Source organism: Amycolatopsis sp. NPDC051106 (assembly GCF_040682775.1).
In the GTDB taxonomy this organism is placed as follows: domain Bacteria; phylum Actinomycetota; class Actinomycetes; order Mycobacteriales; family Pseudonocardiaceae; genus Amycolatopsis.
The window spans coordinates 14,356-27,074 of the sequence record NZ_JBFBBQ010000056.1 but is presented as its reverse complement, the minus strand read 5'-3'; the positions used below and the strand labels follow the sequence as shown (position 1 = coordinate 27,074).

At 72.8% G+C, this 12,719-nt stretch carries 11 protein-coding genes; 6 read left to right on the top strand and 5 right to left on the bottom strand.

What is annotated here, in order from left to right:
* Position 1: 1 nt before the first annotated feature.
* From AB0M83_RS32785 to AB0M83_RS32775, 3 genes are all read right to left on the bottom strand, one after another.
* Entirely contained in the window at positions 2-796 is a 795-nt protein-coding gene (locus tag AB0M83_RS32785; RefSeq protein ID WP_364522865.1) for an ABC transporter permease, read from the bottom strand.
* Positions 797-1,170: 374 nt separating this feature from the next.
* Positions 1,171-2,163, bottom strand: a complete 993-nt coding sequence (locus AB0M83_RS32780; RefSeq protein WP_364522863.1) for an LLM class flavin-dependent oxidoreductase — start codon at positions 2,161-2,163, stop codon at positions 1,171-1,173.
* An 8-nt stretch (positions 2,164-2,171) separates the two neighbouring features.
* Entirely contained in the window at positions 2,172-3,551 is a 1,380-nt protein-coding gene (locus AB0M83_RS32775) for an FAD-dependent monooxygenase (protein WP_364522861.1), read from the bottom strand.
* A gap of 70 nt (positions 3,552-3,621) precedes the next feature.
* On the opposite strand from AB0M83_RS32775, the gene AB0M83_RS32770 reads away from it, so the two are divergent.
* The 3 genes from AB0M83_RS32770 to AB0M83_RS32760 all read left to right on the top strand — a co-directional run bounded on the left by AB0M83_RS32770 (position 3,622) and on the right by AB0M83_RS32760 (position 8,139).
* The gene (locus tag AB0M83_RS32770) at positions 3,622-3,825 is read left to right on the top strand and encodes a helix-turn-helix domain-containing protein (protein ID WP_364522859.1); all 204 of its coding nucleotides are present in this window, start codon (positions 3,622-3,624) and stop codon (positions 3,823-3,825) included.
* A gap of 4 nt (positions 3,826-3,829) precedes the next feature.
* The gene (locus AB0M83_RS32765) at positions 3,830-4,297 is read left to right on the top strand and encodes a Clp protease N-terminal domain-containing protein (RefSeq protein WP_364522857.1); all 468 of its coding nucleotides are present in this window, start codon (positions 3,830-3,832) and stop codon (positions 4,295-4,297) included.
* 77 nt (positions 4,298-4,374) lie between these two features.
* Positions 4,375-8,139: a hypothetical protein gene (locus tag AB0M83_RS32760; RefSeq protein WP_364522918.1), complete on the top strand. Its 3,765-nt coding sequence runs from the start codon at positions 4,375-4,377 to the stop codon at positions 8,137-8,139.
* A 175-nt stretch (positions 8,140-8,314) separates the two neighbouring features.
* Here AB0M83_RS32760 and AB0M83_RS32755 read toward each other — a convergent pair whose 3' ends face one another.
* Positions 8,315-8,713 (bottom strand): nuclear transport factor 2 family protein, encoded by a 399-nt coding sequence (locus AB0M83_RS32755; RefSeq protein ID WP_364522855.1) that lies wholly within the window; start codon positions 8,711-8,713, stop codon positions 8,315-8,317.
* Between the two features lie 76 nt (positions 8,714-8,789).
* Here AB0M83_RS32755 and AB0M83_RS32750 point away from each other — a divergent pair, with 76 nt between their 5' ends.
* Positions 8,790-9,224 carry a MarR family transcriptional regulator gene (locus AB0M83_RS32750; RefSeq protein WP_364522853.1) on the top strand — a complete coding sequence of 145 codons (435 nt, stop codon included), beginning with the start codon at positions 8,790-8,792 and terminating at the stop codon, positions 9,222-9,224.
* A 76-nt stretch (positions 9,225-9,300) separates the two neighbouring features.
* Here the strand turns inward: AB0M83_RS32750 and AB0M83_RS32745 are convergent, their stop codons facing one another.
* Positions 9,301-11,415: an ATP-binding domain-containing protein gene (locus tag AB0M83_RS32745; RefSeq protein ID WP_364522851.1), complete on the bottom strand. Its 2,115-nt coding sequence runs from the start codon at positions 11,413-11,415 to the stop codon at positions 9,301-9,303.
* A 123-nt stretch (positions 11,416-11,538) separates the two neighbouring features.
* Here AB0M83_RS32745 and rsmD point away from each other — a divergent pair, with 123 nt between their 5' ends.
* Together rsmD and coaD are read left to right on the top strand one after the other, a co-directional pair.
* Positions 11,539-12,099 (top strand): 16S rRNA (guanine(966)-N(2))-methyltransferase RsmD, encoded by a 561-nt coding sequence (gene rsmD / locus AB0M83_RS32740; RefSeq protein WP_364522849.1) that lies wholly within the window; start codon positions 11,539-11,541, stop codon positions 12,097-12,099.
* A 53-nt stretch (positions 12,100-12,152) separates the two neighbouring features.
* Positions 12,153-12,638 carry a pantetheine-phosphate adenylyltransferase gene (gene coaD, locus AB0M83_RS32735; protein WP_364522847.1) on the top strand — a complete coding sequence of 162 codons (486 nt, stop codon included), beginning with the start codon at positions 12,153-12,155 and terminating at the stop codon, positions 12,636-12,638.
* The last annotated feature ends 81 nt before the right edge of the window (positions 12,639-12,719 follow it).

Sequence of the window (12,719 nt, the reverse complement as noted above, 5' to 3'; positions counted from 1 at the left end):
ATCAGCTCCCCTTGGGCGGCACGAGTTGCAGGTAGACGGTGGTGAGCACGAGGTTCAGCACGAACAGCAGCAGGAACGTGATGACCACGGACTGGTTGACGGCGTCGCCGACGCCCTTCGGGCCGCCCTTGGGGTTCAGCCCCCGGTAGGCGGCGACCACGCCGGCGACGAAGCCGAAGATGACCGCCTTGATCTCGCTGATCCACAGGTCGGGCAGCTGCGCCAAGGCCGAGAAGCTGGCCAGGTACGCCCCCGGTGTCCCGTGCTGCATGATCACGTTGAAGAAGTAGCCGCCGAGCACGCCGACGACGCTCACCATGCCGTTGAGGAAGACCGCGACACCCATGGCGGCGAGCACCCTCGGCACGATCAGCCGCTGGACGGGCGAGACGCCGAGGACCTCCATGGCGTCGATCTCTTCGCGGATGGTGCGCGAGCCGAGGTCGGCGCACATGGCGCTGCCGCCGGCGCCGGCGATGAGCAGCGCGGTGACGATCGGGCTGGCCTGCTGGATGATCGCGAGCACGCTGGCCGCGCCGGTGAAGGACTGCGCGCCGATCTGCGTGGTCAGCGACCCGATGTGCAGCGCGATCACCGCGCCGAACGGGATGGAGACCAGCGCCGTCGGCAGGATCGAGACGCTCGCGACGAACCAGAACTGCTGGATCAGCTCACGCACCTGGAACGGGCGGCGGAACGTCAGCCGGACGACGTCGAGGCCGAGCCCGTAGAGCCGTCCGGTCTGCCGCAGTGCGGCGGCCCCGGGGAACGACGGCGTCGTCGTCCGTTCGGCCATTCGTGTGCCTCCCCAGCGGTTTCGACGGCACGTCGAATACACCCGAGTCGTGCAAGGGGGAATGGTCCGAACGGGGTAAAAATTGTCGGCCATTCACGGTCTCGGGGGACACCGTGCCGTTTCCTACTGGTCGGTACGCTAACCACGGCCCTGCTGGGAGACAAGAACTTGAGCAGGATCGCGCGGTCACGGGCTGGTAACCGCGCATTTCTTGTGCGGCGCTGACAACCGCGCCCGATCTTGTTGTCAACGAGGTAAGAGAAAATACCGACCCGGCTGCCGGAAGTGGCCGAAGGGCACCTTTGTAACACCGGACGCGCCGAAGGGCACCTTCGACGCGTCTCGTGAGACGAAGGTGCCCTTCAGCGCGTTGGTCAGGACTTGAGGCCGGCAATCAGTTCGTACGAACGGACGCGGTCCGCGTGGCCGTGGACCATCGTCGTGATCATCAGCTCGTCCGCGCCCGTGTTGGCCAGCAGCTGCTCGAGTCCCTTGTGGACCGTCTCCGGCGAGCCGATGATGCTCGAGCCGAAGCGGTCGGCGAGGAACGCGCGGTCCATCTCCGTGTACGGGTACTCGGCCGCCTCTTCCGGCGTCGGCAGCGCGATCGGGCGGCCGCGGCGCAGGCTCAGGAACGTCAGCCCGGACGGCCCGGCCAGGAACTGCGCGCGGTCGTCGGTCTCGGCGGCGACCACGGACACCCCGAGCATCACGTACGGCTCGTCGAGGACGCCGGGCCGGAAGTTCTCCCGGTAGAGCTGCACCGCCGGGATGGTGTTCTCCGCCGCGAAGTGGTGCGCGAAGGAGAACGGCAGCCCGAGCCGCCCGGCCAGCTGCGCACTGAAGCCGCTCGAGCCGAGCAGCCACACCGGCGGCTGGTTGCCCTCGGCCACCACCGCGTTGACGCCGCGCGCCTCCGAGTGGGTGAAGTAGCCGATCAGCTCCTGCAGGTGCTCCGGGAAGTTCTCCGCGGACAGCCCGCCGGGGCCGCGCAGCGCCAGCGCCGTCCGCTGGTCGGTGCCCGGCGCGCGGCCGATGCCGAGGTCGATGCGGCCCGGGTGGAACGCCTCGAGGGTGCCGAACTGCTCGGCGACCACCAGCGGCGCGTGGTTCGGCAGCATGATCCCGCCGGAGCCGACGCGGATGCGCTCGGTCGCGTCGGCGACGTGGCCGATCAGCACGACCGTCGCCGAGCTGGCGATGCCGGGCATGTTGTGGTGCTCGGCCAGCCAGTAGCGGTGGTAGCCCAGCCGTTCCGCGGCGCGGGCGAGGTCCAAGGTGTTTCGCAGCGTCTCGGTGACGGTGGCCCCCTCGGAAACGGGGGACAGGTCGAGCACGGACAGCGGCACGTCAGGCAGTGAGCTCACAACCGGGGTCAACGCCCCGGTGCCGTCATTGCTTCCCGCAACGCCGCCGGATCGTCGCCGCTGAACGCGACCACGCCGTCCGGGCGCACGAAAAGCGCCTCGGCCGGGGCGCCCGCGCACTCCGCCGTGACGATCTTCACGTCCGCGCCGGCGGCTGCCCGCAGGTCGGCGCGGTCGGCGAAGTCGAACAGCACCGGACGCGCGGCGCGCATGACCTCGGCCACGCGGGTGGCGCGGCCGCCGACGGTCAGCGGGAGGTCGGGGACGTACGGCAGCTCGTCGGCGTCCCGCAGCAGCCCGGCCAGGTGCCGCGTCGCCTGGGGAAGCGCGGCGAGTTCGCCGAAGAGCGTCCGCAGCGCGTCGCCGTCCTCACCGGTGAGGCGGTCCAGCAGCGCCTGGACGCGGGTTTGCGTCAACGTCCGCGCGGCGACCGGGTGCCGTTCCGCGTGGTAGCTGTCGAGCAAGCTCTCCGGAGCAGCGCCGCGCACGACGGCGGCGAGCTTCCAGCCCAGGTTGACCGCGTCCAGCAGTCCGACGTTGAGCGAAGAGCCGCCGGCCGGGAAGACGTGCGCCGCGTCGCCGGCCAGCAGGACCCGCCCGGCGCGGTACCGCTCGGCCAGCCGGGCCGAGCTGACCGTCCGCGACAGCCACAGCGGCTCCTCCAGCGGCAGGTCGGTGCCGAGCACGCGCCGGACGGCGTCGCGGAACTCGCCGAGCGTCGGCTCCCCGGCCGGCTCGGGCGCCACCTCCCGGACGCCGGCGATCACGACGCCCGGCGTCAGCGACGTCACCAGCACCCGGCCGCCGGGCCGGCGGTTCCAGCCCCGCACCAGACCCGGCACCGTCGCGAAGAGGCCGACGTCGGCGCGGAAGTGCCCGAGGCGCATCAGCTCGTCGTCGGTGGTGCCGGGGAACCCGATGCCCGCCAGCTCGCGGACGCGGCTGTGCGCGCCGTCGCAGCCGGCGACGTACCGCGCCTCCAGCCGATAGGGACCGTCCGGACCCCGGACCGTGTCGAGGTCCACCAGCTCGTGTCCCCGCCGGATCTCGGCGCCGAGCTCGGTCGCGCGGGCGGCCAGCAGGGCTTCCATCCGCGGCTGCTGCAGCATCAGCCCGCGCAGTGGCGAGTCCAGGCCGCTGAAGTCCAGGGGCACCGGCCCGAACGGGAACCCGGGCAGCGGACCGGCGAAGCCCGCCTCGGCCCGGAACCGCTCCAGCAGGCCCCGGTGGTCGAGCTGCTCGACGATCCGGCCGCCGAGCCCGTTCGCCCGCGGCCGCTCGTCCGGCGCGGCCCGCCGGTCCAGGACCGCCACCTCGGCCCCGCCGAGCCGCAGCTCCGCCGCCAGCATGAGGCCCACCGGGCCCGCGCCGATCACCGCGACATCCATGACGTCCTCCTTCTCGGCCGGCACTGTCAGTTTGAACTGACGAACCGGTGTCAGGCTAGACTGACACGCCATGGAAGCGGAAGAGCTTTCGGGGCGGATCTCGGAAACCGACCCCGCGGTCGCGTTGCGGGCGGTCGGCGCCCTGCACCGGCTCGCCGAGCAGGTCGAGGCGGCCGCCGTCGCGCACGCGAGGGAGTGCGGCTGGTCGTGGGAGCAGATCGGGGACGCGCTCGGCGTCGCCCGCCAGTCCGTGCACGCGAAGTACGGGAAGTGAGGCCGTGGTGCTCGACCGGCTGATCGCCAAGAGCCCGTTCGCCGTCGTGGTGACGGCGGCCCTGGAGGAGTCCCGCCGCCGGGGCGACCGGCGCCTCGGCACCGAGCACCTGCTGCTCGGGCTCCTCCACGACCCGGACAGCGCGCGTGCCCTCGGCAAGAACGTCGAGGAGGCCCGCGCGGCCCTCGACCGCCTCGACCGCGCGGCCCTGGCGGCGCTCGGCATCGAAGTGGACGGGCTGCGGCCGCCGGAGGTCCCGGTGAAGCGCGGACGCCTGACGCCGGGCGCGTTGACGTCGAACGCCCGCGCGGTCGTCAACGAGGCGATCCGCGGGAAGCCGCGGGAGCCCGCCGAACTGCTGCGGGCGCTGCTGAAGGTGACCCCGCCCGATCCGGCCGCCGATCTGCTCGCGGAACTCGGCGTCGACGCCGGAGCCGTCCACCGGCGGCTGGTTTCGCCGAACGAACCCTGACGCGCTGCGGCACCCGATACGGTTGGGGACAAACCGGCGGACAAAGGGAGGACGGGGTGCCGCGTCCGGAGCGACCCTTGGATCCCGGCGACGACCCGCTGACCGAATTCGCCGCCGATCTCCGGCGTTTGCGGGAGAGTGCCGGGAATCCGACGTACCGCGAGCTCGGCCGGCGCGCGCACTACTCGGCCGGGACGCTTTCCGAGGCCGCCGGCGGGCGGAAACTCCCCAGCCTGGCGGTCACTTTGGCCTACGTCCGGGCCTGCGGCGGGGTGCCCGGCGAATGGGAAGAACGCTGGCACGCCGTCGCCGGCGGATCGCGCCCCGAGGGTGATGATTCACCACCCGAGCCGGAAATCGGGGAAAAGCCGCCGTACGTCGGCCTGAGCGCATTCGGGCCCGCCGACGCGGGCCGATTCTTCGGCCGGGAACGACTGGTCGAAAAGCTCGTCGGCCGGCTTTCGAGACAACGTTTTCTCGCCGTCCTCGGCGCGTCCGGATCGGGGAAGTCTTCCCTGCTGCGCGCCGGCCTGCTGCCGTCGGTGAAGGACCCGGTCGTGCTGCTCACCCCGGGCGCCCGGCCGCTGCAGGAGTGCGCCGTCAAGTTCGCCGCGGCGCTCGGCGTCGCGCCCGGCGCGCTGCTCGACGACTTCACCGCGCACCCGCGCAACCTCGGCCTTGCCGCCCGGCAGCTCGCCGAAGCCGACGACACCGACGTCGTCGTGGTCGTCGACCAGTTCGAAGAGGTCTTCACCCTCTGCCAGGACGACGGGGAACGGGCGCGGTTCCTCGGCGCGCTCGTCACCGCGACCACCGAACCCGGCAGCCGGACCCGGGTCGTCCTCGGCATCCGCACCGACTTCTACACCCACTGCGCGTGCCACGCCGACCTCGCCGAAGCCATGCAGGACGCCCAGGTGCTCGTCGGCCCGATGACCACCGAGGAGCTCCGGCAGGCGATCTCGCGGCCCGCGGTCGACGCCGGGTACCGCGTCGAGAACGCCTTGGTCTCCCGGCTCGTCGCGGACGCCACCGGCCGGCCCGGCGTGCTGCCGCTGCTCTCGCACGCGCTCCTGGAAACGTGGCGGCGGCGGCGCGGCACCACGCTCACCCTGGTCGGGTACGAATCGACCGGCGGTATCGAGCGGGCGGTCGCGCAGACGTCGGAACGCACCTTCGCGGCGCTCTCCGCGCGTCAACAGCGGCTGGCGCGGCAGATCTTCCTGCGGATGACCGCGCTCGGCGAAGGCACCGAGGACACCAAGCGCCGGATCAGCCGGGCCGAGCTCGACACCGACGACGAAGACACCGCCGTCGTGCTCGGCGAGCTGGCGGCGGCCCGGCTGGTCACCCTCGACGACACCGGTATCGAGATCACCCACGAGGCCCTCATCCGTGGCTGGCCGCGGCTGCGCGAATGGCTCACCCAGGATCGCGAAGGCCTGCGCGTGCACCGGCAGCTCACCGAGGCGACCGACGCCTGGGAGTCGGTCGAGGAGGACCCCGGCTGGCTCTACCGCGGCACCCGGCTGGCCATCGCCCGGGAGTGGGCGGCGCGCCAGGACACCGCGCTTTCCCGGCGGGAACGGCGGTTCCTCGACGCGAGCCTCGCCGTCGAGCACGCCGAGCAGGAGCGCGACCGCCGTCGCACGCGGCGGCTGCGGCAGCTCGTCGCGCTGCTCGCCGTGCTGCTGGTCGTCGCCGTCGCGGCCACCGCGTACGCCGTGCGCGCCGAGAGCACGGCCACCGACCAGCGCAACAGCGCGCTCGCCCAGAAGGTCGCCGGCCAGGCGCTGGCCATGCGCGCCACCAACCCCGCGCTGGCCGCGCAACTCGCGCTGGCCGCGTACCGGCTCGATCCGGGTGCCGACGCGCGCAGCAGCGTGCTCGGGATGTTCGCGACGCCGTACTCGACCCGTGTTACCGGGCACACCGGCCGGGTCAACACCGTCGCCCTCCGGCCGGACGGGCAGGTCCTCGCCACGGCGAGCTGGGACGGCACGGCCCGCCTGTGGGACGTCCACGACCCGCACCACCCCGTGCCGAAGGGTGTCCTCGCCGGGCACATCGGCAACGTCAACAACGTCGCCTTCAGCGCCGACGGCCGGAGCGTCGCCACCGCCGGGTTCGACGGGACCGTCCGGGTCTGGGACGTCGGCGACCCCGCTCGGCCGGGGCCCGGGGTGATCGCCGAGCAGCACGAAAAGAAGGCATACGCGGTCGCGTTCAGCCCCGTGGGGCCGCTGCTGGCGACCGGCGACGGCACGGGCGTGCTCCGGCTGTACGACACCGCCGACCCGGCCCACCCGCGGCCGGCGGGGGAACTGACCGGGCACACGTCCTACGTCAACAACCTCGCCTTCAGCGCGGACGGCCGGCTGCTCGCGTCCGCGTCGGCCGACAAGACCGCGCGCGTCTGGGACGTCGCGTCGCGGCGTCAGCTCGGTGTCGCCACGGGGCACACCGACGTCGTCCACTCGATCGCGTTCAGCACCGACGGGCGCACCCTCGCCACCGCGAGCGCCGACGAGACCGCGCGCCTGTGGGACGTCACCGACCCCGCCGCGCCGGTGCAGCGGGCGTCGCTCGGCGCGCACAAGGCGATCGTGCGGTCGGTCGCGTTCGGCCCCGACGGGCACACCCTGGCCACGACCGGCTTCGACCGCACCGCGCGGCTGTGGGACGTCGCCGACCCGCGGCAGCCGCGCGAGCTGTCGGCGCTGCCCGGGCACACCGGTGCGGTCGGCTCCGTGGTGTTCACCCGTGACGGCCGCGGCCTCGCCACCGCCAGCGACGACCAGACCGCGCGGCTGTGGGACCTGCCCGGCCCGGCGATCCCGGCCCACACGGCCCAGGCGTGCCACGCCGCGTTCGGCCGCGGCGTGCTCGCCACCGCCGGCTACGACAAGGCAGTGCGGCTGCACGACCTCGCCGACCCGGCCGCGCCCCGGACCGTCGCCACCGTCGGCGGCTTCGGCAACCCGGTCTGCGGTGTCGCGATCAGCCCGGACGGCCGGACGCTGGCCACCGGCAGCTGGGACCACACGATGACGCTGCGGGACATCACCGACCCGGCCCACCCCGGGGCGCCCGTGGTGTTCTCGCGGCCGCACGACGACATCGACGCGGTCGCGTTCAGCCCGGACGGCCGGCTCCTGGCCACCGCGGGCGACGGCCACACGGCCCGGCTCTGGGACCTCGCCGACCGCCTGCACCCGGTGGAGATCGCCCGGCTGGAAGGCCACGAGGACGACGTCCACACGCTCGCCTTCAGCCCGGACGGCCGGACGCTGGCCACCGCGGGCTGGGACCACACCGCGCGGCTGTGGGACGTCTCGGCGCCCCGGTCGCCGCGGGTGCTCTCGAAGCTCGAAGGGCACACGGACACGATCTTCTCGGTCGCGTTCAGCCCCGACGGCCGGACGCTGGCGACCGCCGCCGCCGACCGCGTGATTCGCCTGTGGGACGTCGCCGACCCCGCCGCCGCGCACGTGTCGGCGGTCCTCGCCGGGCACACGGACATCGTCATGTCGGTGTCCTTCAGCGGCGACGGCGGCGTGCTGGCCTCCGGCAGCTACGACCGCACGGTCCGGCTGTGGGACGTCGCCCGGCGGGAGCCGTACGCGGTGCTGCCCGAGGAGGCGGACCGGGTCTACGCCGTGCAGTACGCCCCGGACGGCCATACGCTGGTGGCCACCGTCGCGGACGGCACGGTCCGGTTCGCCGAGACCGACCCCGCCCGGACGGCGGCGAAGATCTGCGCGGTCGCGGCGCCCCGGATCACGGAGGCGGAGTGGTCGGCCGGGTTGCCGGGCATCGACTACGTCCCGCCCTGCCCCTGACCGGTTGTTCGATGTTGTTGTTCGGTGCCGGTGCGCGGACACCGAACAACTCTTGTCCAGTAGACATGCCCTCGGACGGGTTCCGTCCTGGAGACGTTTCACTCACCGGGGGTCTGAAGGGCTCCTTCAAGGGCACGGGAACCTGCCTCCCGCCCCTCGAAGGAGCCCTTCAGCGTCACTGCTCCCGGGTCCAGGCGAGCGTCGCGGCCATTTCGCCGAACCGCCAGCCCGCCGGGGTGCGCGTCGCGGTGCAGGACACGCGCAGGCCGCTGCTGCGGTGCGGCGGTTCGCCGTCGCGCCAGAAGTGCACGAGCTGGCCGGCCCGGGCCTTCGCGTGGTCGCCGTCGACCTCCACCAGTACGTCCCCGTGCACGTGCTGGGTGCGGATCCCCTCGACCTCGCTGCTCTTGAGGAAGGCGATCACCTCGTCGAGGCCGCGCAGGTCCGCGCGCGGCGAGTGCACCACGGCGTCGGGGCTGTAGACCTCGCCGGCGTCGTCGTGGCGGCATTCGTCCAGCAGGTTCGCCAGGCGGGCGAAGAGGTCGGCGATCTCGAGGCGGTCTTCGGCGGACATCCGGGCTCCTTGTGTTGGTGGGACCAACACTACCGGCAGAGTGTTGGTCACACCAACACGATTAGAGTGGCCCGGCATGGACGAGATTCCAGGGCGCCTGACGGCGAAGCCGAGCTGGCTGATCACGCAGCTGGCCGTGCACGTCCGCCGGCTGGTGTCCGACGGTTTCGCCGCCGCGGGAGCGCGCGGGTACCACTACCGGATCCTGGCCGCGCTGCACGAGTTCGGGCCGGCGAGCCAGGCCGAGCTGGGCCGCCGGTGCCGCGTCGACCGCAGCGACGTCGTGGCGGCGGTGGGGCAGCTGGCGGAGCTGGGCCAGGTCGATCGCACACCGGACCCGGACCACGGGCGCCGCAACCGCGTGACGCTCACCGAAGCCGGCCTGCGTCAGCTGCGGCGCATGGACGAGGTCCTCGACCGGGTCCAAGCCGACCTGCTCGCCCCGCTCCCGGAGGAGGACCGGCGGACGCTGGCCCGCCTGCTCAAGCAGGTCCTGGCCCACCACGAGTAACCGACCCGCCAGGCACGCGAACCGACCGCCTGGGTACGCGAGCCGACCCTTCAGGTACGCGAGCCGACCCTCCGGGTCAGGCCGCCGGGATCCAGTCCGGGTTCGAGGCCAGCACGATGAGCTGCTGCGTCGCCCGGGTCAGCGCCACGTACAGCACCCGACGCCCCGTCGTCGACTCGGTGATCAGGTCGTTCGGCTCCACGAGCACCACCGCGTCGTACTCCAGGCCCTTCGAATCCAGGCTGCCGACGACCTTGAGCCGTTCGTCCGCCTGGCCCGACACCCAGCCCGCGACCTCCGGCACCCGGTCCATCGCCGTGATGACGCCGACCGTGCCCTCGACCGCGCCCAGCAGCTCCTTCACCGCCGCCTGCGTCGCGGACGCCAGACCCGCCGCCTCGACCGGGCGGACCTCCGGCTCCACGCCCGTCTTGCGCACGGCCACCGGCAGCTCGCCCGACTCCGCGTGCCCGGCCACCACCTTCGCCGCCAGGTCGAAGATCTCCGCCGAGTTCCGGTAGTTCGTCCGCAGCGTGAACCGCCGCCGGGCCGTCTTCACCCCGAACGCCTGGTCGCGCGCCTGGGCCGCCTCCGCCGGATCCGGCCACGAGCTCTGCACCGGGTCGCCGACGACCGTCCAGCTCGCGTACTTCCCGCGCCGGCCGACCATCCGCCACTGCATCGGCGAGAGGTCCTGCGACTCGTCGACGACCACGTGCGAGTACTCGTCGTAGTGCTCGGGCCGGGTCGGGGCGCCGCCGGACCGCTGCGGCTCCACCTCGATCATCTGACGCCGCTTGCGCTTCGGCGGCGGCCCGATCAGCACGCGCAGCTCGTCGAGCAGCGCGACGTCGGCGATCGACCAGCCCCGTGACCGGTCCGCGAGGTCCGCCGCCAGCAGCGAGATCTCCTGCCGGTTCAGGACGCCCTTCGACACCGACGCCAGCCGCTTCTCCTCGCCCAGCCACTTCAGGACCTGCGCCGGGTACAGCACCGGCCACCAGACGACCAGGAACCGGTGGAAGTCGATCCGCTCGCCCAGGTCGGTGATCAGGTCCGCCCGCTCGAACGGCTTGCCGTCGGCCTTCGCGTACTCCTCGGCCTTCGCCGCCAGCGCGTCGAGCAGCAGCTCGGCCGCCCGGATCCGCGACCGGTTCGGCGGCGCGCCCTGCGTGTGGGCCTTGCGGCGCACCTTCTCGAGTTCCCGCGCGTTCAGCCGGAGGACCTCGCCACGGTAGACGATCCGCATCTCTTCGGGCGCCTCCGGCGGGGTGTCCCGCAGCGCCCGCAGCAGGATCTTCCGCATCCGCAGCGACCCCTTGATCGCGGCGAGCGGCGCCGCGTCCTGCCGCGTCGCCTCCAGGCCGTCGAGGACCTCGCCGAGCGCGCGCAGCTCGACGTTCGTCTCCCCCATCGAGGGGAGGACGCGCGAGATGTAGCTGGTGAACACCCCGGACGGCCCGATCACGAGCACCCCGGCGCCGCCGAGCTGACGGCGGTAGCGGTAGAGCAGGTAGGCCGCGCGGTGCAGCGCGACCGCGGTCTTGCCGGTGCCCGGGCCGCCGGTGATCTCGGTGACGCCGCGCCACGGCGCCCGGATGACCTCGTCCTGCTCCTTCTGGATGGTCGCGACGATGTCGCGCATCTTCTCGCCGCGCGAGCGCCCCAGCGCGGCCATCAGCGCGCCTTCGCCGACGATCTGCATGTCCTCGGGCACGGCGTCGGCGATCAGCACGTCGTCGTCGACGTCCAGGACGTTCTGGCCGGAGCAGCGGATCACGCGCCGCCGCACGACGTCCATCGGTTCCTCGGCCGTGGCCTGGTAGAACGCGGCCGCGGCGGGCGCGCGCCAGTCCGTCACGAGGTTGTCGAACTCCGCGTCGCGGATGCCGAGCCGGCCGACGTAGGTGCGTTCCCCGTCACGGTCGTCGAGCCGGCCGAACACGAGCCCCTCGTACTCGGCGTCGAGCGTCTGGAGCGTCTGGTTCGCGTGGTAGACCATCATGTCCCGCTCGAACAGCATCGACGCCTGCTCGAAGATCGCCTCGCGCTGCGCGCCCTGGCCGATCTCGTAGCCCTTGGTGCGCATCGCCTCCGCTTGGACACGCAATTCGTCCAGACGGGTGTACACGCGATCGACGTGGGCTTGTTCGATGGCGATCTCGGCCCGTCTGACCCGAGGTTCCGACACGCATGGCTCCTTGACAGCTCTGGATCGCCTCCGAGGGCGAAGAACGACTCTACGCGGTGGGTCCGGCGGGTACACCCGTGTCCCGGTCATCCGCGTGCCGTGTCCGCCCTCCACAATCGGGGGGTGACCAGGATCGTGGCCGGGACGGCGGGCGGGCGGCGGCTGAAAGTGCCGCCGAAGGGCACCCGGCCGACGTCGGAACGCGTGCGGGAGGCCCTGTTCAACGCCCTGGAGACGGCGGGCGAGCTGGACGGCGCGCACGTCCTCGACCTCTACGCCGGCTCCGGCGCCCTGGGCCTCGAGGCGCTTTCCCGCGGCGCGGCCGACGCGCTGTTCGTGGAGTCCGACCGGCGCGCGGTCGACGTCCTGCGCGGCAACGTCGCGGCGCTGGGCCTGGGCGGCACGGTCCGCGCCGGGCAGGTCGAGACGGTGGTCGCGGCGCCCGCGCCCCGGCCGTACGACCTGGTCCTGGCCGACCCGCCGTACGCCGTGGACGCGGCCGCGCTCGGCAAGGTGCTGGCTTCACTGGCGGCGGGCGGCTGGCTGGGGGAGAGCGCGCTGGTCGTGGTCGAACGCGCGGCCCGCGACGGCGAGCCGGCCTGGCCGGAGGGCTTCGAGCCTTCGCGCGCGAAGAAGTACGGCGACACGGCGGTCTGGTGGGCGGAGTACTCGGCTGTGGCGTGAGCCACGTGCGGCAGAGCGGGCGCGGCGACCTGCGGCACGGTAGCGTCCGCGCCATGCGGCGTGCGGTCTGTCCCGGTTCCTACGATCCGGCCACCAACGGGCACCTCGACATCATCGAGCGGGCGAGCGGGCTGTTCGACGAGGTCGTCGTCGCGGTGGGGGTGAACAAGAGCAAGAAGGGCCTCTTCGAGATCGAGGAGCGCCTGGAGATGCTGCGCGAGATCACCTCGAAGCTGCCGAACATCCGGGTCGACTCGTGGGAGGGCCTGCTGGTCGACTACTGCCGCGAGCACGACATCGCGGCGGTCGCCAAGGGCCTGCGCTCGGTCAGCGACTTCGACTACGAGCTGCAGATGGCGCAGATGAACCGCGAGCTGACCGGCGTCGAGACGCTGCTGATGGCGAACAACCCGGCGTACGGGTTCGTGTCCAGCTCGCTGGTCAAGGAGGTCGCGGCGCTCGGCGGCGACATCGAGCACCTGGTGCCGCCGGTGGTCTACGAGCGCCTCTCGGAGAAGTTCCCGAAGCTCGGGCGCTGACGACCCTCCAAACAGGACCGCGCGCAACCCGGGACGTCCGGTTCCCGTCGTTCGGCCCCCTACGTTCGTCGGGACTTCCGC